Raw genomic sequence first — 26,184 nt, 5'->3', positions numbered from 1 at the left:
GGGCGGACGGGTTGATCAGCCCCGAGCTGCTGCGGGAGCTGGCTCGGTCGGCCCGGTTGGTGGCGCTGGTGCATCCGGTCGACTCTGCGCCGGAGAGCGGCTACGTGCCGTCGCGGGCTCTGGCCGATTTTGTGCGGTGTCGGGACTTGACGTGTCGGGCGCCCGGCTGTGACCGGCCGGCCACCGGATGCGACGTGGACCATACGATCCCGTGGGCCCAGGGTGGGGCCACGCACGCCTCGAACCTCAAAAGCTTGTGCCGTACGCATCATTTGCTGAAGACGTTCTGGGGCTGGCGCGACGAGCAGCTCGCCGATGGCACGGTGATCTGGTGGCTGCCTGACGGGCGCACCTATGTCACGACCCCGGGCAGCGCGCTGCTGTTCCCCAGTCTGTGTGCCCCCACCGGCATTCCGCGCCGACGCTCAGTGGGCGCCGACCAGCGCTGCGGGGAGCGCGCCGCGATGATGCCCCTGCGCCAGCGCACCCGGGCCCAGAACCGCGCACACCACGTCGCCACCGAACGCCATCACAACCGCCACGCCCGACAGCCAACCCAAACAGGCCCCGCCCCACCCGAAGACGACGATCCGCCGCCCTTCTGAGGGCGCCGGGATCTAGAATGAAACGCCCTTTGATGCTGCCGTGCAGCCCGGCCGGGACGAGGTACGTCATGAATGAGCGCGGGCCCAAACGACGTCTCAAGGCCGCCATCGCAGGGGCCGCGAGCGCACTCGTGGTGGCGGGCTGCGCCACCTTCGTCGACGGGCAGGCGCTGTCGATGCTCAACGACCCGTTCCGGGTTGCGGGCCTGCCCGCCACCAACGGCCCCAGCGGGATTCGCTCGAACGCGGCGAGCCCGGACGGCACGGTGGTCAACACCGACAACGGTCCGATCGACAAGCTCTCGTTGCTGTCGGTCACCGACATCGAGGGCTACTGGAAATCGGTGTACAGCCAATCGCTGAAAGGAACGTTCGTCCCGGTCGGCAAGCTGGTGTCCTACAACTCGAAGGACCCCGACAGCCCGATCGTCTGCCACAACGAAACCTACAAGCTCGTCAACGCCTTCTACACCTCGCGCTGCAACCTGATCGCCTGGGACCGCGGCGTGTTCATGCCCGTCGCGCAGCGCTATTTCGGCGACATGTCCGTCAACGCGGTGCTCGCGCACGAGTTCGGGCACGCGTTGCAGCAGATGGCGAAGCTGGTGACGCGCAAGGACCCCACCATCGTCCGTGAGCAGCAGGCCGACTGTTTCGCCGGCGTCTATCTGTTCTGGGTCGCGGACGGCAAGTCACCGCGCTTCACGCTGAGCACCGCGGACGGGCTGGATCACGTGCTGGCGGGCATCATCACCACCCGCGACCCGGTGATGGACACCGACACCGAGAACGATGACGAGCACGGGTCCGCGCTGGACCGGGTGAGCGCCTTCCAGATGGGCTTCATCAACGGCGCCTCGGCGTGCGCGAGCATCAACAAGAAGGAGATCGAGCAGCGCCGCGGCGACCTGCCCAACGCGCTGCGGGTCGACCCCAGCGGGGATCCGGAAACGGGCGAGGTGCCGATCAACGAAGACACCCTGACCACCCTGATGGAACTGCTCGGACAGGTCTTCACGCCACAGACCCCCCCGACGCTGTCCTATCGGCCGGCCGACTGCCCGGACGCCAAGCCCAGCCCGCCGGCGTCCTACTGCCCGGCCACCAACACGATCGTCGTGGACCTGCCGGCGCTGGCGGCGCTGGGCAAGGTCGCCGACGAGAAGGAACAGACGCTGCCGCAGGGGGACGACACCGCCCTGTCGGTCGTGATGTCGAGGTACGCGCTCGCGGTGCAGCACGAGCGCGGCCTGCCGATGCAGAGCCCGTGGACGGCGCTGCGCACCGCGTGCCTGACCGGGGTCGTGCACCGCAAGATGGCCGAACCAATCGACCTGCCGTCCCATAAGCAATTGGTGCTGACGGCCGGCGACCTCGACGAGGCCGTCGCGGGGCTGCTGACCAACCACCTGGTGGCCAGCGACGCCGACGGCACCTCCGTCCCGGCGGGCTTCACCCGGATCGCCGCGTTCCGCGGCGGCGTCGGCGGCAAGATGGACGCGTGCTACTCGCGCTATCCCGGGTGACGGGGTAGGCCGCCCGCGAGCAGCCGCAGCGCGGCGTCGACGGCCAGCGCCGGGACATCGAGGGTCTTCGAGCGCAGGTCGTGGCGGGCCCCGGTGATCTCGACGACCTCGGTCGGGGCGGCGATCAGCGCGGCGGCGGCGCGCACTTCGGCCGGGCTCCCGAATGGATCCGACGTGCCGTGGGTGAACATGGTGGGGACGCGGATGTCGGGCAGGTGCTCGGTGCGCGGGCGTTCCGGCTTGCCCGGCGAATGAACCGGATAGGAGAACAACGTCAGCGCGTCCACGACGGCGTCGCCGGCCGCGACCGCCATGGACGTCTGTCGGCCGCCGTAGGAATGCCCGCCGGCGAGCAGCGGACCGCCGGCGAGGCCGCGGCACAGGGTGATCGCCTCCGCGATGCCGGCCCGGTCAGTGGCCGCCGAACCCGACGGCGGGCCGGTGGGACGGCGGCGCCGGAAGGGCAGGTTGTACCGGACCGCGAGCCAGCCGCGGCGCGCCCATTCGTCGCAAATCTGCTGCAGGAGCGGCGATTCCCGGTTGCCGCCGGCACCGTGCGTGAGCACTACGACACCGAGCGGATCACCCGCCGGCTGGTGCGCGACGCCCGCGATGTCGTCGAGGCTCATGCGCGGGCAATCATGAGAGCCGGAACAGGGGAGAGACCGGGCCGTGGCCGTGGCCCAGCGGGTAGGCGGCGCGCAAAGACTCGGTGACCCAACGCTTTCCGAATCCCACGGCGTCCGGCACGGCGAACCCGTGCGCCAGCGCGCAGGCGACCGCGGAAGCCAGCGTGTCGCCGCCGCCGTGGTCGTTGCCGGTGGGCACCCGTGGGGCCTCGAATTCGTAGAAGTCGGCGCCTTCAGCGGGACCGTAGAGCAGATCGCAGCTGCGTTCCGACGACCGCAGGTGCCCGCCCTTGACCAGCGCCCAGCGGGGGCCAAGCGCATGCAGCGCCTTCGCCGCCGCCCGCTGCGAGGCGGAGTCCACGACGTCGACGTCCACCAGCAGCCGCACCTCGTCCAGGTTCGGTGTCACCAGCGTGGCCAGCGGAAAGAGTTGGCTACGCAGGGTTTCCAGCGCATCGCGCGCCAGCAGGGCATCCCCGTGCATGGAGGCGCAGACCGGGTCGACGACGAGCGGGACGCCGAGCCCGAGCCGGCGCCAGGTGTCGGCGACCGAGTCGATGATGGCCGACGAGGCGAGCATCCCGGTTTTCGCGGACTGGATGCCGATGTCGCCGACCACGGCGTCGATCTGACCCGCGACCACATCGCCGGGGATTTCGTGGAATCCCTTGACACCCAGGGTGTTCTGCACGGTGACGGCGGTGACGGCGACGCAGGCGTGCACGCCCAACAACGCCATCGTGCGCATGTCGGCCTGGATGCCCGCGCCGCCCCCGGAGTCCGATCCGGCGATGGTCAGCACGCGCAGCGGCGTGGCGCCCGGCGGCGCGAGCGGCAGGTAACTCACTGGGTGATCGGCAGACAGCTCACTGGGTGATCGGCAGGTACACCCGGTTGCCGTGCTCGGCGAACTCCCGCGACTTCTCGTTCATCGCGGCCTCGATCGCCTCTTCGCTGTCGAGCCCGTGTGCGGCGGCGTAGTCGCGGACGTCCTGGGTGATGCGCATCGAGCAGAACTTCGGCCCGCACATCGAGCAGAAGTGGGCGCTCTTGGCGGGCTCGGCCGGCAGCGTTTCGTCGTGGTACTCCCGCGCCGTGTCGGGATCCAGGGACAGCGCGAACTGGTCGTTCCAGCGAAACTCGAAGCGCGCCTTGCTCAACGCGTTGTCGCGCTCCTGGGCGTGGGGGTGGCCCTTGGCCAGGTCGGCCGAGTGCGCCGCGATCTTGTAGGCGATCACGCCGTCCTTGACGTCCTTGCGGTCGGGCAGTCCCAGGTGTTCCTTCGGGGTGACGTAGCACAGCATCGCCGTGCCGGCCTGGGCGATGATCGCCGCCCCGATCGCCGACGTGATGTGGTCATAGGCCGGCGCGATATCGGTGGCCAGCGGTCCCAGCGTGTAGAAGGGGGCCTCCTCGCACAGCTCCTCCTCCAGGCGCACATTCTCGACGATCTTGTGCATCGGCACGTGGCCGGGGCCCTCGATCATCACCTGCACGCCATGGGATTTGGCGATCTTGGTCAGCTCCCCGAGGGTGGCCAGCTCGGCGAACTGGGCGGCGTCGTTGGCGTCGGCGATCGACCCCGGGCGCAGTCCGTCGCCCAGCGAGAAGGTGACGTCGTAACGGGCGAAGATCTCGCACAACTCGTCAAAGTTGGTGTACAGGAACGACTCCTGATGATGCGCGAGGCACCAGGCCGCCATGATGGAGCCGCCGCGGCTGACAATGCCGGTCACCCGCCGGGCTGTGAGCGGCACGTACCGCAGCAACACGCCGGCGTGCACGGTCATGTAGTCGACGCCCTGCTCGCACTGCTCGATCACGGTGTCGCGGTAGATCTCCCAGGTCAGCAGCGTCGGATCGCCGTTGACCTTCTCCAGCGCCTGGTAGATCGGCACCGTGCCCACCGGCACGGGCGAGTTGCGCAGGATCCACTCCCGCGTCTCGTGAATGTTCTTGCCGGTCGAGAGGTCCATGATCGTGTCGGCGCCCCAACGGGTGGCCCACACCATCTTGTCGACCTCCTCGGCGATCGACGACGTCACCGCCGAGTTGCCGATGTTCGCATTCACCTTGACCGCGAACGCCTTGCCGATGATCATCGGCTCGCTCTCGGGGTGGTTGTGGTTGGCCGGGATCACCGCACGGCCGCGGGCGACCTCGTCGCGCACCAGCTCGGCCGGCACCCCCTCGCGGGCCGCGATGAACGCCATCTCGGCGGTGATCTCGCCGGCGCGGGCCCGCTGCAGCTGGGTGCCGCGGTCGCGGACCACCCCCGGCCGGGCCGCCAGGCCCACCGTCAGGTCGATCACCGCGTCCGGATCCGTGTAGGGCCCGGAAGTGTCGTAGAGGTCGAAGTGGTCCCCGGTCGACAGGTTCACCCGACGGACGGGGACCCGCGCTCCGGGCACGCCCTCGATTTCGCGGTACGCCTTGGTGCTGCCGGCGATGGGGCCGGTGGTAACCGAAGGAGCGGTGCTGGACATGGTGTCGGTCATTTTCATCTCCCTACGCCGGCATTACCCGGTCAGGTTCGTACGGTCGACGGCCCCAAGCCGTCCTCTCAGCGCACTCGGCGTGCGCTCCCGCGTCTGGTGGATGGTCCGCACGCGACGTTACTCCCTAATGAGCGGTGGCCGCTCAAATGCCCCGGATGGAAAGATGTACCCGGAGGGAAAGATGTACCCGGAGGGAAAGATGTACCCGGCGGGAAAGATGTAAATGTGCAGCAGCCAATGCGGAAGGCCGATCCGGTCGAGGCTGCCGGCGCGGGACATCTGAACGTCGGCACCATCCGCTTCTGGTTTGTGGGTCAGCGGTGGGAATGGTCCGACGAGGTGGCCCGGATGCACGGCTACGACCCGGGCACCGTGCAGCCGACGACCAAGCTCATGCTCGCGCACCGGCACCCCGAGGACCGCGCCCACGTGCAGGAACTGCTCGACTATGCGCTGCAATTCGAGGGGTCGTTCTCGAGCCGGCACCGGTTCGTTGACACCGCCGGTCGGGAGCACGACGCCATCCTGGTCGCCGATCGCATGCTCGACGACGCCGGCAAGGTGGTGGGCAGCGCCGGTTACTACATCGACCTCACCAACACCTTCGACGAGACGCGCCACGAGACCCGCAGGGAGGTGCTCGATTCGGCCCTGCCCGACCTGTTCGAGAACCGCGCGGCGATCGAACAGGCGAAAGGCGTGTTGATGTACGTCTACCGGGTCAGTGCCGAGCAGGCCTTCCGGGTGCTGCAGTGGCGGTCCCAGGAGACCAACGTGAAGCTGCGGTCACTGGCCAAGCAACTTCTCGCCGAGATCACGGCGCTGCCGGGTCCCACCGCCCTGGTGCAGAGCGAATTCGACCACGTGCTGCTCACGGTGCACGAACGGGTCTCCGACGAACCCGGTGATTAAAGACCGGAATTTGGGGAATAAGCCAGCCCAGCAACCGGATAGGCTCGAGGCACCTTCGATGCGCGCGCTGAGCATCCGTGCCGCGAAGGTGTAGCGGAACGAACCTTCGAGGCGGCGAGAGGCATGGGGATGTTGGCGGTCGATCACGAGGCCCGGGAGGACGCTGTGGTGGTACGGGTCAAGGGTGACGTCGACTCGAGCACCGTCGACGAGCTGACCCCCCACCTGACCGCCGCCCTGGAACTCGCCGCGACCCACCCCGCCCGGTTGGTGATCCTGGACCTGCAGCCCGTGACGTTCTTCGGCAGCGCGGCGCTAAACGCCGTCCTCGATTGCCATGAGGCGGGCAAGGAGGCCGGCACGGCCGTGCGCCTCGTGGCCGACGGCGACAACGTGCTGCGCCCCATCCAGGTGACCGAGCTCGACCAGATCCTCGACATCTACCCCACCCTCACCGAAGCCCTTCATCGCAAGCAACAGCGATGACCGCCCGCCTGCCCGGCGACTTGGCGGCGGCGGTGGGTCTGGGTGGGGAGATGGGCCGTCTTTTTGCCGAATTCGACTGGACGACACATCCGTTGGGTTCACCGGGCGAGTGGTCCAGCGAGGTCCGCGCCGCCGTGGCGATGACGCTGACGTCCCGGTTCCCCATTGTGCTCTGGCTGGGCCGGACGGACCTGTTCCTGGTCTACAACGACGGCTACGCCCAGATCCTCGGCGACAAGCACCCGGCCGCCCTCGGCTGCCCCGCGAAGCAGGTGTGGTCGGAGATCTGGGAGGAGATCGGCCCCATGCTCGCGGGCGTCTTCGCGACCGGCAACGCCACCTGGTCGGACGACCTGATGCTGCCGCTGGTCACCGGGGGCCTCCCGCTCGAGCGGTACTTCACGTTCACCTACAGCCCGATCCTCGGCGGCGACGGCGGCGTCTCCGCGATTTTCTGCGCGGTGATCGAGACGACCGAACGGGTGCTCAGCCAGCGGCGCCTGCACCTGGTCAACGCCGTGGCCGCTGCGACCATGGAGACCCGAACCGTCAACGAGGCCGTCAGTGCGGCCGTCGCCGCCTGCGCGGCTCAGCCCGCCGACCTGCCGTTTACGGCCGTCTACGTTCAGGACGCGGGGGCCGGCGGGATCACCCTGCGCGGGGCGACGGCGTCCGTATTGCCGCTGCTGCCGGCCGAACTCGGCCAGCTCACCGTCTGGGACGTGGCGTCGCGCCCGCGGACGGAGCTACGGCTCATCGACGGGGTGGCCGACGCAATCCCCGGCATCGAGGAGGTCCTGGGGGGCGGCTGCTGCGAGCAGGCGGTGGTGTTGCCGCTGGGCGAGGGCGCGACCGCCGGGGCGCTGGTGGTCGGCACCAGCGCGCGCCGTCCCCTCGACGACCAGTACCTCGGCTTCTGCCAGCTCCTGGCCGACCAGCTGTCGTCGGCCTTCACGTCGATCGACTCCTACGAACGGGAACGCGAACGGGCCGACGCGCTGGCCGAACTGGACCGCGCGAAGACGGCCTTCCTGACCAACGTCAGCCACGAGTTCCGCACCCCGCTCACACTGCTGCTCGGGCCGATCGACGACGCGCTGGCCGACGCCGCGCCGGACAGCGCGCTGGCCGAGCGGCTCGGCACCGCGGGACGCAACGCGCGGCGCCTGCAGCGGCTGGTGGACTCGCTGCTCGACTTCTCCCGCATCGAGGCCGGCCGGGCCAACGCACACCTGGTGTGCACCGACGTCGGTGCGCTCACCGAGCACATCGCGTCGTCGTTCACCGAGCTGTGTCACCGGGCGGGATTGGAGCTGGTGATCGAGTGCGACCCGGCGCCCGCGGACATCGACCCGGGGATGTGGGAGACCATCGTCCTGAACCTGCTGTCCAATGCGGTCAAATTCACGCTGCGGGGCGCGATCTCGGTAGCGGTTCGCACCGACGCCACACACTGCCTGGTGACGGTCCGCGACACCGGGGTGGGCATCGCCGCCGACGACCTGGCTCGCCTGTTCGAGCGGTTCTACCGGGCCGAGAACGCGCGGGGCCGCAGCGTGGAGGGCACCGGCATCGGGTTGGCCCTGGTCCGCGGGCTGGTCGAGCTGCACGACGGCACCGTGCGGATCGACAGCGAACCGGACCGCGGGACGACCGTCACCATTCGGCTGCCGCGGTCCCTCGGCGCCGCTGTCGAGCAATCGCTGGTTGTTCCGCCGGACGAAACCAATCCGTACGTCGCCGAGGCGCGCCAGTGGCTGACGCCCGTGTCGGGGCCCGACAGGGGGCCCGGCGATGGGCCCGCGGGGTTCCACCGGCCGCGCCAGTTGGTGCTGATCGCCGACGACAACGCCGACATGCGAGCGCATCTGGACCGCGTGCTGTCCGCCCACTGGGACACCGCGCTCGTCGCCGACGGCGGGTCGGCGCTGGCCGCGGCCCGCAGGCTGCGCCCGGACGCGATCGTCACCGACGTGATGATGCCCGGCGTGGACGGCTTCGAGTTCCTCGCGGCGATCCGCGCGGACGCGACGCTGGCGGCCACGCCGGTGCTCATGCTGTCCGCCCGGGCCGGGGCCGAGGCCGTCACGGAGGGTTTCGCCGGCGGCGCGGACGACTACCTGCCGAAGCCGTTCCGGTCCCAGGAGCTGGTCGAGCGAGTGGCGTCGAGGCTGTCCGCGGTGGCCCGCGAGCGCGATCGGCAACGGCGCGAGGCGCAGCTGTGGCTCGCGTCGGACCTGGTGCAGCTCGACTCCGCGCTGCAGGCCGCCGACTCGGTCGCGGGGATCCTCGACGCCCTGCTGCGTTCGCCGTTCGGTTCGGGCGGTGCCGCCGCCGTGGCGATCGGCGTGCTCGACGACGAGCGTCACATCCGGTTCGAATACGCCGGTGACATTCCCGTCGAGCTGCGCGACCGCTACCACGTAACGGCGATCGACTCGCCGCTGGTGGGTTCGGACGTCGTGCGCGGCGGCGCGCCGATGATCATCCCCGACACGCTCGACCTGCCGCCCCGCTACCAGCACGCCGCGCAGGACACCGCCGGCAGCGTGCGCGCGTGCGTCGCGCACCCCCTGCGCGACGCCGCCGATCGCGTCGTGGGGGTGCTGCTCCTGCTGTGGCCGGCGCCCCGCGAGTTCGAGCCCGAGGAGCGTGAGACCTTCGCCGGCGTGGCGGAGCTGACGTCTTCGGCGCTGGACCGGATCCGCGTCATGGCGCACGAGCACCGCATCGCCGTCGACTTCCAGGAGCACCTGCTCGACCTGGACCACAGCTCGACCGCCGCGGTGGTCGCCGCCGTCTACCAGCCGGCCGGGGAGGCCCTGCGGGTCGGCGGCGACTGGTATTCGGTCACCCCGTTGGACCGGTCGAGCAGGATCGCCATATCGGTCGGCGACGTCGTCGGGCACGGCCTCGCCGCCGCGATCGTGATGAGCAGGCTGCGCGCCGCGGTGGCGGCCTCCGCCCTCACCGCCGCGCAACCGGCCGCGGTGCTCGGCGCCCTCGACAAGTACGCGGCCGGCGTCACGGGTGCGCGCTGCGCGACCGTCGCCTACGCCGTCGTCGACGCCGGCGGCGTCAACCCGGGCCTCGCCGCCCGCCTCAGCTACAGCTGCGCGGGCCACCCGTACCCCCTGCTGGTCACCCCCGCCGGGCCGCCGGTGTTCCTGGAGTCCGGACGACGCCCGCCGGTCGCCGTCCAGGAATTACCGGGGGAGGGCGCGCCCGGTCCGACCGCGGAGGCCGACCTGCCGCCGGGCAGTCTCGTCGTGCTCTACACCGACGGCCTCATCGAGCGGGCCGGCGAGAGCCTGGACGTGGGATTCGCGCGGTTGCGTTCCGCGGTCGCCGACTGCGCCGACCGTCCCGTGGAATCATTCTGCGCCGAGGTGTTGAGCCGGATGGCTCCCCCGGACGGGTATCGCGACGACGTCGTGGTGCTCGCGCTGCGCCCCCGCCACGCCGCCCCGCGCAGCTTCGCCACCGTGCTTCCGGCGGTACCCGCCCAGATCCCCGTCGGGCGCGGGCGACTGCGCGACTGGTTGACCGGCATCGCCGTCCCGCCACGACGCGAAATGGACATCCTGTTGGCGACCGGCGAGGCCGTGACCAACGCGATCGAGCACGGCAGCCGCGGCGAGCCACGCAAGACGGTGTCCGTCGAGGCGTTCCTGCGGAAGGAAACCGTCTCGGTGACCATCAGCGACACCGGCCGGTGGGTCGGCGACTCGTCGGCCAGCCTGCGCAGCCGCCGCCGCGGGCGCGGGCTCACCCTGATGAGCGGCCTGGCCGACCGGGTCGGCACGGTGCGCACCCCGGCGGGCACCCAGGTGACGCTGGAGTTCGACCACGCGGTCGCGGCGAACGCGCTCGGTTAGGCCTCGGTTAGGCCTCCTCCATCGCGTCCCCGAGCTCCTCGAGGATCTTGTTGTGGTGGTTGGCCGCCAGCAGGTGCCCGGCCGCGATCACCACGGCCACCGGCCAGTCGATGAGCTCGAACGCGGCCAGGGCGGCCAGGCCGCCGAAGTAGGCCAGCTGCTCGGGGCGCGGGATCTCGATCGAGCCGAGCACCGGCAGATTCACCGCGAACGTCTCGCCCTCGCGGATCTTCTGCACCGCGTCGCGTTGTGACGTCCCACGCCGCGCTTTCTTTTCCGCCATCATTTGCCTTTCCGTAACGAAGGATTTGCCCCCTCGCCGGGTGCCGCAACGACCGTCGGACCTATGGCTAGGACCGACCCCGGGACCGACTCCGTGACCGATCCGCTGGTGTCGTCGATTGTTTCCGTGCTGAGGGTTCCTCTGGTGGAACTTTATGCGCTGTTGTGGCGGGTCGGCGTCGTGGAGGTTCGGCGGGCCGATCCGGCGCCCCGGGCGGCCGGCGAGGGGTGTCCGAAATGCCCAACCCCTCCGACACCAGGTTCGCAACGCCGATCGCGACCGTCGCCGCAGCCGCGCTCCCCAGGGCCTGCGCCCACCCGACCGGGCCGAGCGGCGTACAGCCGAGCAACTGGCTGACCACCGGGATGCTGATGATCGTCCCCATCGCCGCGAGCGAACCCCCGGCGGTGAGCAGCACCAGCGGGGCGCGCGAGTCCAGCAGCGTCTGACCCAGCTCGGCGCCCACCAGCGCGACCAGCGCCACGGTGGATGCGCGCTGCGGGCGCCCGGTGACGCTCGCCATCATCCAGGCCGCGGTAGTCGCGGCGGCGGTGGTGACGCCCCGGATCGCGACGGCGCGCCACAGCTCCGGCTGGTCCGGGCCGCGCTTGCCGGGGTCGACCGGCCCGCTGGGCTTGCTGACCGCCAGGGCGGCGGCCGGCAGCGCGTCGGTCATCATGTTGACCAGCAGCAGCTGCCGCGTGTTCAGCGGTGACGTGCCGGTGATCGCGCTGCCGATGATCGCGAACAGCACCTCGCCGGCGTTTCCGCCGAGCAGCACCGACACCGCGGACTGCACCCGCTGCCACAGCTGGCGCCCTTCGATGATGGCGTGCAGCAGGCCCTCGATGCGGGCGTCGACCAGCACCACATCCGCCGCCATATGGGCCGGGTCGCTGCCGCCGGCGACGACGCCGATCCCCACGGTGGCGGCCCGGATGGCGGCGGCGTCGTTGGAGCCGTCGCCGACCATCGCGCACAGCACCCCGGCGGCCTCGAGCGTCTGGACCACCTGGACCTTGTTCTCGGGTGTCATGCGGGCGAAGATCACCCGCTCGGTCACGACGCGCTCCTGGTCCTTGCGCGACAGGGCGTCCCACTCGGCGCCGCTGATCACCTGCTCGGCGGTCACCGCGAGGCCCAGCTCGCCGGCGATGGCCTTCGCGGTGATCGGGTGGTCGCCGGTGATCAGCTTGACGCCCACCCCCTGGTCCCGCAGGTTCGCGAGCAGACCGGCGGCCTCGGGCCGCGGGGTGTCGGACAAACCGAGGAACCCGGCCAGGGTCAGCCCGTCGGCGGCGAACTCCGCGATCGCGTCCGGGTCGTCGCCGATGGCCCGCGCCTGCTGCGGGGTGAGCTCGCGCCGCGCCACCGCGATCACGCGCAGCCCCTCGGCGGCCAGCCCGGCGACCGTCTCGTCCGCCGTCGGGTTGGCGTCCGCGCAGGCGGTCAGCACCACCTCGGGCGCGCCCTTGACCGTCAGCTCGCGGTCGGTGATCGAGGCGGAGAACGACCTGCCGGACCGGAAGGGCAGGTGGGCCCTGACTTGCCCGGCCTGCGGGACCGGGTCCGCCCCCGCGGCCCGGGCGGCCTCGACGATGGCGGCGTCGGTGGCGTGCACGTGCGGGTCGCCGTTCGACGCCGGCGCGGCGTGGGCGGCGTAGCGGAGCACCTCGTCGGGGGAGTGGTCGGGCGCCGGGTGGACCTGCGCCACCCGCAGGCGGTTCTGGCTGAGGGTTCCGGTCTTGTCGAAGCACACCACGTCGATGCGGCCGAGCGCCTCCACCGAACGCGGGACGCGGACCAGGGCGCCGAATTTCGTCAGCCGCCGCGCCGACGCCGCCTGCGCCAGCGTCGCCACCAGCGGCATGCCTTCGGGCACCGCGGCCACGGCGATCGCGATGCCGCTGGCCACCGCCTGGCGCAGGGTCGAGCCGCGCAGCAGCCCCAGCGCGCCGACCAGGCCGCCGCCGGTCATGCTGACGGGGAAGGCCCGGTTGGTGAGCTGGCTGAGCTGGTGCTGCAGGCCGATGTCCGACGAGCTGTCGGCCGACACCAGTTCGGCGGCCCGGCGTTCCTGGGTGTCGCCGCCGACGGCGGTCACCACCGCCAGCGCGGTGCCCGCTACCAGGGTGGTGCCCGAATAAACCATGCACCGGCGCTCGGCGAGGTCGGCGCCGGGGGTGGCCTCGACCTGTTTGTCCACCGACAGCGACTCACCGGTCAGCGTGGACTCGTCGACTTCGACGTCGACCTCGTGGAGGATGCGAGCGTCGGCCGGCACCACCTCGTGGGTTCGCACCTCGATGATGTCCCCGGGCTCCAGCTGCGCGGCGAGAACGTCGGTGTACACCCGCTCCCCGTCGGGACCGGACGTCACCTTCCTGGCCGGCGGGATCTGTTGCGCCAGCAGAATGTTCAAGCGATTCTCGGCGCGCAACCGCTGGCTGGCCGCCAGCATCGAGTTGCCGGCCAGCACCGAGAACACCAGCACCGCGTCGACGGGCGAGCCCAGCACCGCGCTGGCCGCCGAGCCCAGGGCGAGCACGGGCGTCAGCGGGTCGCTCAGCTCCGCGCCGACGGCTTTGACGAACTGCCACAACGCATTCCCGGCCGGCTCGCCGAACTGCGCGGCCTCCCGGCTGGTCGGCGGCCGCGCGCCCGCCGCCAGCGTCCTGCGCACCTGATCGGGCGACATGGCGTGCCATTCGTGCACGGCGGCGGGCCGCGGCGCCTCCGCGCCGACGATGCCGCGCGCCAGCAGGTAACCGGAGAACATGCCCGCCGCGGCGCCGGTGGTGACCGGCCCGCGGCCGATCCCGCGGACTCCGGGGATCATCAGCAGCGACCCCATTGCCGTTGCGCCGGCTGAGATCTCGATGCCGCGCCGCGCGGCGGCCCTGGCCGCCGGGAGCGCGTGCAGCATCCGCCAGGCGGCCGCCAGGTCGGGCAGGAGCAGGTCGGCAGACCACGGCGGCGTTCCGGAACCGGGCCGCGGCAGCAGGCCGAGCGCCACGTCGGCCGACCAGATCGCCTGCGCCGCAGTCGAGGACAGCACCGCCACGACGCGGCCCGTCTCCCGTAGCTCCTCGACCGTCCGGGCCAGGGCATCGTCGATCGATCGGCCCGCCGGCCTGACGTTGTCGAACGCGGCGCGCAGTTCGCCGAGCGAATCGTCGTCGACGGACACCAGTTCGGCTTCGGCGCGGTGCGCCTCGGCGACCACGGCCGCCGCCAATGGGTCGTGGGCCAGGGCGAAGAGCGCCTCCACCTTCGTTTCCGGCCCGCTGGCCGTTATTCCGGGCAGCGGGCGCCAACCCGGCTTCAGGCCGCTGTTCTCCAGCATCAGCTGGGCGCGGTTCCACGCCGCGGGCAGGTCGTGCTCCTGGGCGCCGCGGATGCGCGCCACTCGCAGTCTGTCGCTGCACAGCACCCGGGGGTCGATGACGATTGCGTCCACCCGGTGCAGGTGGCGCAGCGCCTCGGGCCGCAGCGGCAGGACCCCGTGCCGCGCCGCGAGGCCCTGGCCGAGCCCGGCGGCGAAGGCCTCCGGGGTGGTGCGGTTGGCGGCGGGGGTGGTCACCAGGAGCGCGGTGGCGGCCGTCATCGGGTTGCGGCTGGTGGCACCGACCACCGCCGCGCTCACGGCCTGGACCAGCGCGAAGCGATTGGCGTGGCGCTCCGGGGGCCGGCCGCGCGGCGGCTTGAGCCGGGTGAACTCGCCGGCGCGCGGCTGGTCGGCGTACCGGGCCAGGTCCGGCTCGTGTCGTTGCCAGGCGCGCGCCTCGGCGCGCGCCTCGGCCGCTTTCAGCGACTGCATCAGCAGCCCCACCGACAGGGAGGCCGGGTACTGCGTCACCGTTTCCGCGGCGGTCACGGCCAGGGTCATCAGGGTGTCGGTCGCCGGCCGGCCGATGCGGTCCTCGATCAGGCGGCGCAACCAGGGTTGGTAGTCCACCGCGACGACGCCGGCCAGGGCGGCGACCGGTACGCGCGGCCACCGCAGCGCCCGGCCGGTCAGCGCGAGGCCGAGACCGGTCGCGGTGGCCGCGACCGTCAGCGCCCGGGTGGCCAGCACCACGCCGTCGCCCGGCAGGCTGGCCGCGGGCACCGTCACGGGCTCGAGTTTGGTTGCGCGGCTGTCTTTTTCGGCGCTATCGACGATGCGGCACAACTCGCTCAGCGACGTTCCCGGCCCGCCGAGGCCCACGACCACGCGCGACAGGGGATGGTTCAGGCTCGCCGACGTGGTGCCTGGGTGCGCCTCGATCGCGTCGAGCACGCGGCGGCCGAGCCCCTCGTCATCGAGGCCACGCACCTCGATCCAGGCGCGGTCCTCGCCCCGCCAGCAGCGCCGGCTCAGCGTTGTCTGGTAGCCGGAATCCCCCGCGATCGCCCGGGCGCCCTCGCGCACCGGGATTGCGACGATGCCAACCAGGGTGGTGGCCGCGTTGACGCTAGTCGCGACGGCGCGTACGGGCAGCGTTCGTCGTATCGAGGTGGCAATGCTCAAGCTGGCTCTGCGGGCCCTTCTAGTTCGTGCTGCGCAGTTCGGTCGTGCTGCCGGCGGCGCGGCGCCGGGCCGTCTTCTTTGCGGGCGCCTGCTTCGCGGCGGCCTTCGGTTCGGCCGGCTTGTCGGGCGCCGCCGCCACCGGCACCGGCTTGAGGTTCGCCTTGGCGGGCGGCTGCGGCTTGCGGGTCAGCCGTTGCAGCAAGAGCGCGCCGCCGCCGACCGCCAGCAGCACGGGCCACTCCACCAGGCCGGCCACCCCGAGCGCGCCGAACGCCACGGCGGCCGCGGGTGCCGAGTGGCTGCCGCTGCTGATCCCGCGCTTGACGCCCTCCGCCGCCCCGGTCACGCCGCCGACGACCCCGTTCACGGCGGCGCCACCGATCGCGCCGGCGGCCGCCGTGGTTGCCGTTGCCGCGCGGTTCACCGTCTGGCCAACCCCCCGGATCGCCCCGCCGATGACACTCATGCTGACTCCCTGGCTTTTGGTGCTCTTGCGGCACGTGAATAATGTGAAAGCCTGCCACGTTGTGTACCCGCAGACAACGTGAGTACGCATCTTATTTCCCCTGCGTTAACCCGCACCCGCCCTATTCGGGCCGGATGTCGACGAAGACGGGCGCGTGATCGCTGGGCGCCTTGCCCTTACGTTCATCGCGGACGATCTGCGCACCGGTCACCCGCCCGGCCAGTGCCGGCGAGGCGAGGATGAAGTCGATCCGCATGCCCTGGCGCTTCGGGAACCGCAGCTGTGTGTAGTCCCAATAGGTGTAGACCCCCGGGCCGGGCGCGAAAGGTCTTACCACGTCGGTGAATTGGGTGTCGACGATGTCGTTGAACGCGCGACGCTCCGGCGCCGAGACGTGGGTGGCGCCGGCATAGAACTCGGGGCTCCAGACGTCCTCGTCGGTGGGGGCGATGTTCCAATCGCCGACCAGCGCGATCGGTGCCGCGGGGTCGTCGCGCAGCCATCCGGCGGCGGTATTGCGCAGCGCCGCAAGCCATTCCAGCTTGTAGGTGTAATGCGGGTCACCGAGCGCCCGGCCGTTGGGCACGTAGAGGCTCCACACCCGGATTCCGGCGCAGGTGGCGCCGAGCGCGCGCGCCTCCGCGGTCGCGGCCACATCGGGCTTGCCGCTCCAGGTGGGCTGCCCCTCGAAGCCGATTCGGACGTCGTCGAGCCCGACCCGCGAGGCGATGGCGACGCCGTTCCACTGGTTGAAACCGACGTGGGCCACCTCGTAGCCGAGCTCGAAGAACGGCAGGGTGGGGAACTGGCCGTCTGAACACTTGGTCTCCTGCATGGCAAGCACGTCCACGTCGGCGCGGGAGAGCCAGTCGACGACGCGGGGCAGCCGGGTGCGGATCGAGTTGACGTTCCAGGTGGCCAGGCGGATGGGGTGCGGCTCGCCGGGCATGGCTAGACGGTATCCCAGCGGCCGGGGGAGGCCGCCGCGTCGGTGGGCGCGAACTCGACAGGGCTGACCTGGAGCAGGTGACCGACCGCGTCGGTCAGTGGCGGAACCGATCCCGCCGCGGGCCGGTAGCGCACCGCCACCCGCGTGCCGAGCGGCGGCCACGAGATCATCAGTGCCCGAACGGGTCTGGACCCTCGCCCGGCAGCCAGGACAGGCCTGGAACGCCCCAGCCGTGACCTTTGACCGTCCGTTTCGCGCTACGGGCGTACCGGCCGATGAGACGGTCCAGATAGAGGAAGCCGTCCAGGTGCCCGGTCTCGTGCTGCAGCATCCGCGCGAACAGGCCGGTGCCCTCGATGTCGACCGGCTTGCCCTCGGCGTCGAGCCCGGTGACCCGCGCCCACTGCGCCCGCCCGGTGGGGAACGACTCGCCCGGGACCGAGAGGCAGCCCTCCTCGTCGACGCCCGGGTCGGGCATGGTCTCGGGAATCTCCGAGGTCTCCAGGACGGGGTTGATGACGACGCCGCGGCGGCGGTTGGCCATCCCGCGGTCGTCGGAGCAGTCGTACACGAACACCCGCACCCCGTGGCCGATCTGGTTGGCGGCGAGCCCGACGCCGTGCGCGGCGTCCATGGTGTCGTACATGGTCTCGATCAGCTCGGCCAGGCCCGCCGGCAGCGATCCGTCGGCGCCGACCGGTACCGGCGTCGTCGGGGTGTGCAGCACCGGATCGCCCACGATGCGGATGGGTACGACTGCCATGGTCGGCTAAGGTACCGCACGACGCGCGGGTCTTGATGACCGCTTGAGGGTTCGCGGCGTGATTCAATAAGCGCCGAAACATGCCCCTAGGTAAGTCAAATCAGTTGAGCAGTTCGAGAATCTCCGGAAGGGTCCAGGGGAAGCGATATGGACAGCGCCATGGCGCGGGCAAATCGAGCGGGGGACGACGCTGAGATCGCCGATGGGCTCACCCGCCGCGAACACGACATCCTGGCGTTCGAGCGGCAGTGGTGGAAGTACGCCGGGGTCAAGGAAGACGCCATCAAAGAGCTGTTCTCGATGTCGGCGACGCGCTACTACCAGGTGCTGAACGCTCTCGTGGACCGGCCGGAGGCGCTGGCGGCCGACCCCATGCTGGTGAAGCGGCTGCGGCGGCTGCGTGCGAGCCGCCAGAAGGCGCGGGCGGCCCGCCGGCTCGGCTTCGAGGTCACCTGACTAGCTACAGTAGGGCTCGATGAAAGAGCGAGTTCCCGACTCCACGGGCCTTCCGCTGCGGGCCATGGTCATGGTGCTGTTGTTTTTGGGCGTCATCTTCCTGCTGCTCGGGTGGCAGGCCCTGAGCTCGTCGGGGAAGGCCGACGACGAGTCGTCGTCGCCCGCCTCGAGCGTCACCACCAGCTCGTCGCAACCGTCGACGAGCGCCAAGCCCGCGGCCGCCAACCAGGCCGAGGTGCGCGTGTACAACATCTCCTCGAAGGAGGGGGTGGCCTCGCGCACCAAGGACCAGCTCACGGCGGCGGGCTTCAAGGTCACCGACGTCGGGAACCTGTCGTTGTCCGATGTCCCGACCACCACGGTGTACTTCACCGACGCCGAGGGGGAGCGCGCCACCGCCGACGCCGTCGGCCAGCTGCTGCAGGCGCCCGTCCAGCCGCGCATCCCTGCGCTGAGCAACCAGCCGCCCGGCGTCATCGTCCTGGTTACCGGCTGACGCTCGCCCGGCGCGTTACGCTTCCGCTATGCCTAGGCCCGACTGTCGTCACATCCTGCTCGCACTCTCCGCCGCCACCTGCGCCGCCGCGGTGGCCGCATGCTCGTCGCCCCAGCACGCGTCGACCAGCCCCGGCACCACGCCGGCGGTGTGGACCGGGTCGCCCGGCCCGTCGGCGGCCGCGGGCCCCGAGGCCGCCCAGCCCGCCGCGGAGGGCATGATGGCCCGGTTGCGGGGACCCGACGGGGTCGAGGTCGCCACCGCCAAGTTCGACTTCGGGAACGGCTACGCCACCATCACCATCGCGACGAGCGGCCCCGGCCATCTCGCGCCCGGACTGCACGGCGTGCACATCCACAAGGTCGGCAAGTGCGAGGCCAATTCGGTCGCCCCGACCGGTGGCGCGCCCGGCGACTTCCTCTCCGCCGGCGACCATTTCCAGGTGCAGGGGCACACCGGCGAGCCCGCCAGCGGTGACCTGAGCTCCTTGCAGGTCCGCAAGGATGGCACGGGCGAGCTGGTCACCAGCACGGATGCGTTCGCGATGGAGGACCTGCTCTCCGGCCAGAAGACCGCGGTCATCATCCACGCCGGCGCCGACAACGCCGCGCCGTCACCCGACGGCATGTCCATGGCCACCGGTGACCCCGGCAAGCGGGTGGCGTGCGGTGTCATCGGTGCGGGCTAGCGGGGCCGGCACCCGGATCGATTTCGCGCCCTCGCCGCGGCCGACAATCGGCGTCGAGTGGGAGTTCGCTCTCGTCGACGCGCATACCCGCGACCTGAGCAACGAGGCCACCGCGGTGATCGCCGAGATCGGCGAAAGCCCGCACGTGCACAAGGAATTGCTGCGCAACACCGTCGAGATCGTCACGGGCGTCTGTAACAGCGCGGGGGAGGCGATCGAAGACCTGCGCGGCACGCTGGGGCCGGCCCGGCGCATCGTCCGCGACCGCGGCATGGAGTTGTTCTCGGCGGGTACCCACCCGTTCGCGCGGTGGTCCACGCAGAAGCTCACCGACGCGCCGCGCTACGCCGAGCTGATCAACCGGACACAGTGGTGGGGCCGCCAGATGCTGATCTGGGGCGTGCACGTGCACGTCGGGATCTCCTCGGCGAACAAGGTGATGCCGATCATGTCGTCGCTGCTGAAGTACTACCCGCACCTGTTGGCCCTGTCGGCGTCGTCGCCGTGGTGGGGCGGTGAGGACACCGGCTACGCCAGCAACCGGGCGATGATGTTCCAGCAGCTGCCCACCGCCGGGCTGCCGTTCCAGTTCGAGACCTGGACGGAGTTCGAGGGTTTCGTCCACGACCAGAAGAAGACCGGCATCATCGACCATATGAATGAAATCCGTTGGGACATCAGGCCATCCCCACATCTGGGCACGCTCGAGGTGCGGGTCTGCGACGGGGTGTCCAACCTGCGCGAGCTCGGGGCGCTGGTCGCGTTGACACACTGCCTGATCGTCGACCTGGACCACCGGCTCGACGCCGGCGAGACGCTGCCGACCATGCCGCCGTGGCACGTGCAGGAGAACAAGTGGCGCGCCGCCCGTTACGGGCTCGACGCGGTGATCATCCTGGACGCCGACAGCAACGAGCGCCTGGTGACCGAGGACCTCGCCGACGTGCTGACCCGGCTGGAGCCGGTCGCCAAGTCCCTCGACTGCGTCGACGAGCTGGCCGCGGTGGCCGACATCCCGCGCGCGGGCGCGTCCTACCAGCGGCAGCGGCGGGTGGCCGAGGAGCACGAGGGTGACCTGCGCGCGGTGGTCGACGCGTTGGTGGGTGAGCTGGAGATCTGATGCTGAACTCGATTGAGCTGCCGATGTTTCCGCTGGAGACCGCGATGCTGCCCGACGAGGACCTGCCGTTGCGGATCTTCGAGCCCCGCTACGGCGCGCTGGTGCGGCACTGCACCGAGAACGGCGACCCGTTCGGTCTGGTGCTGATCGCCGGGGGCCGCGAGGTCGGTGGCGGCGACTCGCGCTGCGACGTCGGGGTGGTGTCGCGGATTGCCGAATCGGCCGACCAGGGCGGGGGCCGGTACACGCTGCGCTGCCGGACCGGGGAGCGGATCCGGGTGGCGGAATGGCTGCCCGATGATCCCTATCCGCGGGCGCTGGTGTCGCTGTGGCCCGACGAGCCGGGCGCCGCGGTGACCCGGGCGCAGCTGCGCGACATCGAGGACCGGGTGATGGCCCTGTTCGAGCGGATCGCGCAGGCTCGGGGCGCGGTGCTGCCGGATCGGGATGTGCTGCTGGGCCGCGACCTCGGCCGCGACGCCGGTCTGCGGCTCTTCGAGTTGGCGTCCCGGATCCCGATCGGCACCGCCGACCGTTATTCGGTGCTGGCGGCCCCCACGGCCGCCGGCCGGCTGGCCGCGCTGAGCGAGGCCGTGAACGCCGTTGCCGACATCGTGGAGTTCCAGCTGTCCGAATGAGCGACGTGGCGGTGCCGCCGCGGTCACGCTTCGACACCGGCGCGGTCGGCCCGGTTGCGGATGGCGAGCCCGCCGAGGGCCGCGCCCACGAAAAAGAGCACGGCACTGACCCGAAGCAGCTGGGCGAAGCTGGCATCGGTCAGCCGATTGGACGTGATCACACCCATGACGGCCACCGCGATCAGGGCGGACGTCCGGCCGGTTGCGTTCTGGATCGCGGCGGCGATTCCGCTGTGCGCGGCCTTGACCGCGGACAAGCCGACGGCGGTCAGCGGCGTGATCGCGAGGACCATGCCGATGGCCAGCACGATCCTGCCGGGCAGCACGTCGGCGACAACGTGGCCGCCGTGGGCGATCGGGCGGATCAGCAGCAGGCCCACCCCGGCCAGCGCCGGACCCGCCATCAGGAAGACGCGTGGCCCGATCCGGGCGGCCACGCCGCCGACGCCGCGCGCGAACAGCAACGACATGATGGGGCTGGGCAGCGTGATCAGGCCCGAAGCGGTGGCCGAATAACCCCCGACCTCCTGCAGGTACAGCGCGATGGCCAGCGAGCCCATCGTGATGCCGCCGTAGACGAAGGCGGTGACCAGGTTGGCGCCGGCGAAATTGCGTGTGGTGAACAGGCTGGGCGGCACCATCGGGTAGGGCGCCCGGCGCTGCCACGCGACGAAGGCGCACAGGGCGGCGACGCCCGCCACCAACGCCCCGCCGACCAGCGGGTCGTCCCAGCCCCGCCGGCCCTGTTCGATCAGGGCGTACACCGTGGCGGTCAGCCCCACCGCCGACAGGGCGGCGCCGGGGACGTCGATGCGCGCGCGCTCGGAGGGCGCGGGCACCGGCCGCAACCAGAACGTCAGCGCCACGCCGATCGTCACCGGGATCGCCGACAGCACATAAATCCAACGCCAGCTGAGGAAGTCCACGGCCAGCCCCCCGAGCAGCGGCCCCACCGCGAAGGCGGTGCCGGTCCAGGCCGTCCACGCACCGAGCGCCCGCGCCCGTCCTTGTTCGAACGACGAGTTGATCAGCGCCAGCGAGCCGGGCACCAGAAACGCGCCGCCCAGCCCTTGCACCACCCGCCCGGTGATCAGCATCGACGGGCTGCCCGCGGTGGCCGCCAGCGCGCAGCCCGCGCCGAACGCCACGAGGCCCAGGCGCATCACCGGTATGCGACCGAACAGGTCGGAGATCGCGCCGCCCGGCAGGACCATGGCCGCAACGGCCAGCAGGTAGGCGTCGACGATCCATTGCTGCGTGCACATGCCGCCGCCGATGTCGCGCGCGGTGGCCGGCAGCGCCAGGTTCACGACCGTGCCGTCGAGGAAGACGACGGTGGACGCCACGATCGCCACCAGCAGCACCCGCGTCGTCGGCGCGACGCCGCGCATGGCGGTAGACGGTTCGATCGCGGTCATTGGGGCGGCGGTCACGGGGTCTCCTTCGGGTCCGGTCATTGTTGAGTAGCCGAACCGGTTACAGCCGGGCCCACGACGTCGTCACGGGCGACGACGCCCAACGGTTCACCCCCGGGCGAACGCGCGCAGCGAATCCACCTGCCCCGGATCCAGCGAGGGCCGGACGACTTGGCGCGCGGCGGCGAGGTCGGCCGCCGTCACGTTGGTGGCGTCGATCGATCGGCGCATCGCGGTCAGCGCGGCCTCGCGCAGCAGCGCCACGCAGTCGGCAGCGCTGTAGCCGTCGAGGTCGGCCGCCACCTGGTCGAGGTCGACATCCGCGCTGAGCGGGACGGATTTGCCCGCGGTGCGCAGGATCTCGCGGCGCGCCGCGGCGTCGGGCGGCTCCACGAACACCAGGCGTTCCAGCCGGCCGGGGCGCAGCAGCGCGGGATCGATCAGCTCGGGCCGGTTGGTGGCGCCCAGCACGACGACGTCGCGCAGCGGGTTGACGCCGTCCAGCTCGGTGAGCAGCGAGGCGACCACCCGGTCGGTCACGCCCGAGTCGAAGCTCTGGCCGCGCCGCGGGGCCAGCGCGTCCACCTCGTCAAGGAACACCAGCGCGGGGGCGGAATCCCGGGCGCGCCGGAACAGTTCGCGCACGGCGCGCTCACTGCTGCCCACCCATTTGTCCATCAGCTCCGAGCCCTTAACGGCGTGCACGCTGAGCTGGCCCGTGCTGGCCAGGGCGCGGACCACGAACGTCTTCCCGCAGCCCGGCGGCCCGTACAGCAGGACGCCGCGCGGCGGCTCGACCCCCAGCCGGGCGAACGTGTCGGGATGCTGCAGCGGCCACAGCACGGCCTCGGTCAGCGCCTGGCGCGCCTCGACCATGTCACCGACGTCGGCGAGCGTCACGTTGCCGACCGTCACCTCCTCGCCCGCCGAGCGGGATAGCGGCCGGATGACGGTCAGCGCGCCGAGCAGGTCCTCCTGGCTCAGCTGGGGCGGCCGGCCGTCGGCACTGGCCCGCGACGCCGCGCGCAGCGCGGCCTCCCGGATCAGGGCCGCCAGGTCGGCGACGACGAAACCGGGCGTGCGGCCGGCGATCTCGGCCAGCTCGACCTCGCCGGTCGGCACCGGCTTGAGCAGCGACTCGAGCAGCGCCTTGCGCGTCCCGGCGTCGGGCAGCGGCAGGCTCAGCTCTCGGTCGCACAGGTCGGGCGCCCGCAGGCGGGCGTCGAGCTGGTCGGGGCGGGCCGAGGTGGCGATCAGCGCGACGCCCTCGGTGGCCACGGCGGTGCGCAGCTCGCCCAGGATGAGCGCGGCCACCGGTTCGGGGCTGGCCGGAAGCAGGGCGTCGACGTCGGTGATCAACAGCACGCCGCCGCCGTCGCGCACCGCGGCGACCGCCGCGGCGACGGCGCGCAACCGGTCCTCGGCGTTCAGGGCACCGACCTCCGGCCCGTCGAGCTTGACGAGCCTGCGCCCGTCGCACACCGCCCGCACCAGCGTCACCTTGCCCACCCCGGCCGGGCCGGACACCAGCACGCCCAGGTTCGCGCCGGCGCCCAGCGTCTTGAGCAGGTGCGGTTCGTCGAGCGCCAGCTTCAGCCATTCGGCGAGCTTGGCGGCCTGCGGCTGCGAGCCCTTGAGCTCCTCGACGACGGTTTCCGGGCTCGCGACGCCGACCAGCTCCTGCGCGGGCGGGGCCGCGCCGACCGGGACGCCGGTGCCCCAGGTGACCAGCGAGTTGGGCTGCACGCTGACCGGCCCGGCGGGGTCGACGCCGGTGACCGTCAGCAGCTCCGAGGTCCAGCTGATGCCGACCGAGGCGGCCAGCGCGCGGGTGGCGGCCGAGCTGGACGTGCCCGGGCCGAGGTCGCGCGGCAGCAGCGACACGGCGTCGCCGACGGTCAGCACCTTGCCCAGCAGCGCCTGCCGCAGGGTCACCGGCGAGATCGACCGGACGGCCAGCGACGACCCGGACAGCGTCACCGACCGCGCGCCGTACACGGTGACGGGGCCGACGATCACCGGCGTGTCCTCGCGCAGCCCGGCATTGGACAGCGTCACGTCGTCGAGCAGCGCGGTGCCGACCGGGGACCCGGGGCCGGTCAGGCCGACGACGGCGGCGGTGGTGCGCGACCCGGTCAGCGACACGGCGTCCCACTCCCGGATGCCCAGGGCGGCGACGACGTTCGGGTGCAGGCGCACGACGCCGCGGCGGGAGTCGACGGCGGACGTGTTCAGCCGCGCGGTCAAGGTCAGTTGCCGGGCCGCGCCGGGGATCATGGCAGGCGCCCGCCCGGTTTGCGCAACCCCAGCCGGGCCACCGACCGGCGGCTGGGGTGCGCCCGGCGGTTCGCGCGCCGCGCGGCGCGGCGCTGCTCCGGCTTGTCCGTCCAGGACTCCGGGTGGGCGGCGAGCCAGCGCTGGTTGCGCACGGCGAATGGCACGTGACACAGGTAGGCGACGATGATCACCCAGATCAACAGGTAGGGGGCCAGCACCGCGGCCGCCGCCGCGATCGCCAGCAAGGCCAGCAGCGGGGCGGCCCAGGTCGGCGGCACCGCGGCGGCGTGCATCTTGCGCATCGGGATCTTGCTGATCATCAGCATCGACGTCCCGACGATCCAGATGCACAGGAACGTCGTCGACGTCCACCAGCCCTCACCGAACTGCAGCTTGAGGCCGATCAGCCCGATCATCGACACCGCGCCCGCCGGCGCGGGCATGCCGACGAAGAACTCGTGGGTGTAGGCGGGCTGGCTGCCATCGTTTTGTAGCGCGTTGTACCGCGCCAGCCGCAGGACCACGCACACCGCGTAGAGGAGGATCGCCACCCAGCCGGGCGGCGACTTCGTCAGCATCGTCACATAGAGCACGATCGCCGGCGTCACGCCGAAGTTCACCGCGTCGGCCAGCGAGTCGATCTGCTCGCCCATGCGCGACTGCGCGTCCAGGATCCGGGCCACGCGGCCGTCGAGGCCGTCGAGGATGGCGGCGGCGGCGATCAGCGCCATCGCGGCCTTGGGCTGGTGTTCGAGCGCGAACTTGATCGAGGTGAGGCCCGCACAGATGGACAGCACGGTCATCGCGCTGGGCAGGATCTGCAGGTTGACCGGCCGCCTGGCGCGGGGCTTGTTGATCATGGCAGGACGGCCAGCGTGGTCTCGCCGGCGATGGTGCGCTGCCCCACCTGCACCACCGGCTCGGTGCCGGCCGGCAGGTAGGTGTCGAGCCGGGAGCCGAACCGGATCAGGCCGTAGGTGTCGCCGATCGACAGCTTGTCGCCCAGATGGGCGTCGCACACGATGCGGCGGGCCAGCAACCCCGCGATCTGCACCGCCACCACCTCGGCGCCGGACGCGGTCCGGATCCGCAGGCTACTGCGCTCGTTGTCGGTGCTGGCGGCGGGGAGGTCGGCCGACCCGAACCGGCCCGGCCGGTGCTGTACCCCGATCACCTCGCCGCTCACCGGCGCCCGCTGCACGTGGGCGTCCAGCAGCGAGAGGAAGATGCTGACCCGCGGCAGTGGCGTGTCCGGCATGCCGAGTTCGGCGGGCGGGGCGGCCATGTCGATCACGCACACCACCCCATCGGCCGGCGCCACCACGACGCCGGGCCGCGACGGCGGCACGCGCGGGGGGTGGCGGAAGAAACCGGCGCACGCGCCGGCGGCGAGCAGGCCGGCCCGGCGCAGCCAGCGGTGGCGGCGCCCGGCCAGGGCCACCCCCAACCCGGCGGCGACGAACGGCCGCCCGGCCGGGTGGACCGGCGGAACGGCGGAGCGCACCAGCTCCAGCACGTGCTGCGGGCTGAAGGCCGGGTCCTGCGCGGTCGGACCGATCGTGCGGGGGCGTCGTGCCACGCGGCCA

Annotated in this window: 22 protein-coding genes, 2 pseudogenes and 1 riboswitch; of the genes and pseudogenes, 11 read left to right on the top strand and 13 right to left on the bottom strand. The window is 71.6% G+C overall.

Translation table 11 applies throughout. The features are described from left to right. Positions 1–605 (top strand): HNH endonuclease signature motif containing protein (locus tag SKC42_RS03825; RefSeq protein ID WP_330962963.1); only part of this gene is annotated, 605 nt, incomplete at its 5' end. Positions 606–673: 68 nt separating this feature from the next. Further along, positions 674–2,131, top strand: coding sequence for a peptidase (locus SKC42_RS03820; RefSeq protein ID WP_330962962.1), 1,458 nt, complete (start codon positions 674–676; stop codon positions 2,129–2,131). Here SKC42_RS03820 and SKC42_RS03815 read toward each other — a convergent pair. From SKC42_RS03815 to thiC, 3 genes are read right to left on the bottom strand one after another with little or no spacing between them, the layout of a single operon-like run. Next, a complete protein-coding gene (locus tag SKC42_RS03815; protein ID WP_330962961.1) occupies positions 2,119–2,760 on the bottom strand; it encodes an alpha/beta hydrolase family protein in 642 nt (213 codons plus the stop codon). The genes SKC42_RS03820 and SKC42_RS03815 overlap by 13 nt on opposite strands. A 10-nt stretch (positions 2,761–2,770) precedes the next feature. After that, positions 2,771–3,607, bottom strand: a complete 837-nt coding sequence (thiD, locus tag SKC42_RS03810; RefSeq protein WP_330962960.1) for a bifunctional hydroxymethylpyrimidine kinase/phosphomethylpyrimidine kinase — start codon at positions 3,605–3,607, stop codon at positions 2,771–2,773. Between the two features lie 19 nt (positions 3,608–3,626). After that, the gene (thiC, locus tag SKC42_RS03805; RefSeq protein ID WP_442931969.1) at positions 3,627–5,246 is read right to left on the bottom strand and encodes a phosphomethylpyrimidine synthase ThiC; all 1,620 of its coding nucleotides are present in this window, start codon (positions 5,244–5,246) and stop codon (positions 3,627–3,629) included. 2 nt (positions 5,247–5,248) lie between these two features. Continuing rightward, positions 5,249–5,359, bottom strand: a riboswitch (TPP riboswitch). Positions 5,360–5,495: 136 nt separating this feature from the next. On the opposite strand from thiC, the gene SKC42_RS03800 reads away from it, so the two are divergent. The 3 genes from SKC42_RS03800 to SKC42_RS03790 all read left to right on the top strand — a co-directional run bounded on the left by SKC42_RS03800 (position 5,496) and on the right by SKC42_RS03790 (position 10,534). Next, positions 5,496–6,170 (top strand): PAS and ANTAR domain-containing protein, encoded by a 675-nt coding sequence (locus SKC42_RS03800; protein WP_330962990.1) that lies wholly within the window; start codon positions 5,496–5,498, stop codon positions 6,168–6,170. A gap of 123 nt (positions 6,171–6,293) precedes the next feature. Then, positions 6,294–6,656, top strand: coding sequence for an STAS domain-containing protein (locus SKC42_RS03795; RefSeq protein ID WP_330962958.1), 363 nt, complete (start codon positions 6,294–6,296; stop codon positions 6,654–6,656). Continuing rightward, positions 6,653–10,534 (top strand): ATP-binding protein, encoded by a 3,882-nt coding sequence (locus SKC42_RS03790; protein ID WP_330962957.1) that lies wholly within the window; start codon positions 6,653–6,655, stop codon positions 10,532–10,534. Before SKC42_RS03795 ends, SKC42_RS03790 begins: the two co-directional genes overlap by 4 nt. Before the next feature lie 7 nt (positions 10,535–10,541). Here the strand turns inward: SKC42_RS03790 and SKC42_RS03785 are convergent, their stop codons facing one another. After that, positions 10,542–10,820: a hypothetical protein gene (locus SKC42_RS03785; protein ID WP_330962956.1), complete on the bottom strand. Its 279-nt coding sequence runs from the start codon at positions 10,818–10,820 to the stop codon at positions 10,542–10,544. 60 nt (positions 10,821–10,880) lie between these two features. Here SKC42_RS03785 and SKC42_RS27665 point away from each other — a divergent pair, with 60 nt between their 5' ends. Beyond that, positions 10,881–11,174 carry an Rv1535 domain-containing protein gene (locus tag SKC42_RS27665; RefSeq protein WP_442931967.1) on the top strand — a complete coding sequence of 98 codons (294 nt, stop codon included), beginning with the start codon at positions 10,881–10,883 and terminating at the stop codon, positions 11,172–11,174. Here SKC42_RS27665 and SKC42_RS27660 read toward each other — a convergent pair. From SKC42_RS27660 to SKC42_RS03760, 5 genes and pseudogenes are all read right to left on the bottom strand, one after another. Then, positions 11,146–13,278 (bottom strand): annotated as a pseudogene (locus tag SKC42_RS27660) (cation-translocating P-type ATPase); the annotation flags it as partial. The gene SKC42_RS27665 and the pseudogene SKC42_RS27660 sit on opposite strands and share 29 nt — an antisense overlap. A gap of 2,071 nt (positions 13,279–15,349) precedes the next feature. Next, a complete protein-coding gene (locus tag SKC42_RS03775; RefSeq protein ID WP_330962954.1) occupies positions 15,350–15,796 on the bottom strand; it encodes a hypothetical protein in 447 nt (148 codons plus the stop codon). A gap of 121 nt (positions 15,797–15,917) precedes the next feature. Then, positions 15,918–16,724 carry an exodeoxyribonuclease III gene (locus SKC42_RS03770; RefSeq protein WP_330962989.1) on the bottom strand — a complete coding sequence of 269 codons (807 nt, stop codon included), beginning with the start codon at positions 16,722–16,724 and terminating at the stop codon, positions 15,918–15,920. Positions 16,725–16,774: 50 nt separating this feature from the next. Beyond that, positions 16,775–16,915: pseudogene (locus SKC42_RS03765) on the bottom strand (putative acetyltransferase); the annotation flags it as partial. After that, the gene (locus SKC42_RS03760) at positions 16,915–17,508 is read right to left on the bottom strand and encodes a peptide deformylase (protein WP_330962953.1); all 594 of its coding nucleotides are present in this window, start codon (positions 17,506–17,508) and stop codon (positions 16,915–16,917) included. The gene SKC42_RS03760 and the pseudogene SKC42_RS03765, both read right to left, overlap by 1 nt. A 147-nt stretch (positions 17,509–17,655) precedes the next feature. Here SKC42_RS03760 and SKC42_RS03755 point away from each other — a divergent pair, with 147 nt between their 5' ends. From SKC42_RS03755 to SKC42_RS03735, 5 genes are read left to right on the top strand one after another with little or no spacing between them, the layout of a single operon-like run. Next, positions 17,656–17,964, top strand: a complete 309-nt coding sequence (locus tag SKC42_RS03755) for a DUF3263 domain-containing protein (protein ID WP_330962952.1) — start codon at positions 17,656–17,658, stop codon at positions 17,962–17,964. Positions 17,965–17,983: 19 nt separating this feature from the next. Next, on the top strand, positions 17,984–18,460 hold the full coding sequence (locus SKC42_RS03750) for a LytR C-terminal domain-containing protein (protein ID WP_330962951.1): 477 nt from the start codon (positions 17,984–17,986) through the stop codon (positions 18,458–18,460). A gap of 28 nt (positions 18,461–18,488) precedes the next feature. Further along, positions 18,489–19,148: a superoxide dismutase[Cu-Zn] gene (gene sodC, locus SKC42_RS03745; RefSeq protein ID WP_330962950.1), complete on the top strand. Its 660-nt coding sequence runs from the start codon at positions 18,489–18,491 to the stop codon at positions 19,146–19,148. After that, positions 19,138–20,268, top strand: coding sequence for a glutamate--cysteine ligase (locus tag SKC42_RS03740; protein WP_330962949.1), 1,131 nt, complete (start codon positions 19,138–19,140; stop codon positions 20,266–20,268). The genes sodC and SKC42_RS03740 overlap by 11 nt, the downstream gene beginning before the upstream one ends. Continuing rightward, positions 20,268–20,906 (top strand): LON peptidase substrate-binding domain-containing protein, encoded by a 639-nt coding sequence (locus SKC42_RS03735; RefSeq protein ID WP_330962948.1) that lies wholly within the window; start codon positions 20,268–20,270, stop codon positions 20,904–20,906. The genes SKC42_RS03740 and SKC42_RS03735 overlap by 1 nt, the downstream gene beginning before the upstream one ends. Positions 20,907–20,929: 23 nt before the next feature. Here SKC42_RS03735 and SKC42_RS03730 read toward each other — a convergent pair whose 3' ends face one another. The 4 genes from SKC42_RS03730 to SKC42_RS03715 form a co-directional block, all read right to left on the bottom strand. Then, positions 20,930–22,339 carry an MFS transporter gene (locus tag SKC42_RS03730; RefSeq protein ID WP_330962947.1) on the bottom strand — a complete coding sequence of 470 codons (1,410 nt, stop codon included), beginning with the start codon at positions 22,337–22,339 and terminating at the stop codon, positions 20,930–20,932. Positions 22,340–22,429: 90 nt separating this feature from the next. Further along, positions 22,430–24,598 (bottom strand): AAA family ATPase, encoded by a 2,169-nt coding sequence (locus tag SKC42_RS03725; RefSeq protein ID WP_330962946.1) that lies wholly within the window; start codon positions 24,596–24,598, stop codon positions 22,430–22,432. Then, a complete protein-coding gene (gene pssA / locus SKC42_RS03720; protein WP_330962945.1) occupies positions 24,595–25,458 on the bottom strand; it encodes a CDP-diacylglycerol--serine O-phosphatidyltransferase in 864 nt (287 codons plus the stop codon). The genes SKC42_RS03725 and pssA overlap by 4 nt, the downstream gene beginning before the upstream one ends. After that, positions 25,455–26,177: a phosphatidylserine decarboxylase gene (locus SKC42_RS03715; RefSeq protein WP_330962944.1), complete on the bottom strand. Its 723-nt coding sequence runs from the start codon at positions 26,175–26,177 to the stop codon at positions 25,455–25,457. The genes pssA and SKC42_RS03715 overlap by 4 nt, the downstream gene beginning before the upstream one ends. Positions 26,178–26,184 lie beyond the last annotated feature (7 nt).

Source organism: Mycobacterium sp. 050134, assembly GCF_036409085.1.
GTDB lineage: Bacteria > Actinomycetota > Actinomycetes > Mycobacteriales > Mycobacteriaceae > Mycobacterium.
This window is presented reverse-complemented; position numbering and strand designations above follow the sequence as displayed.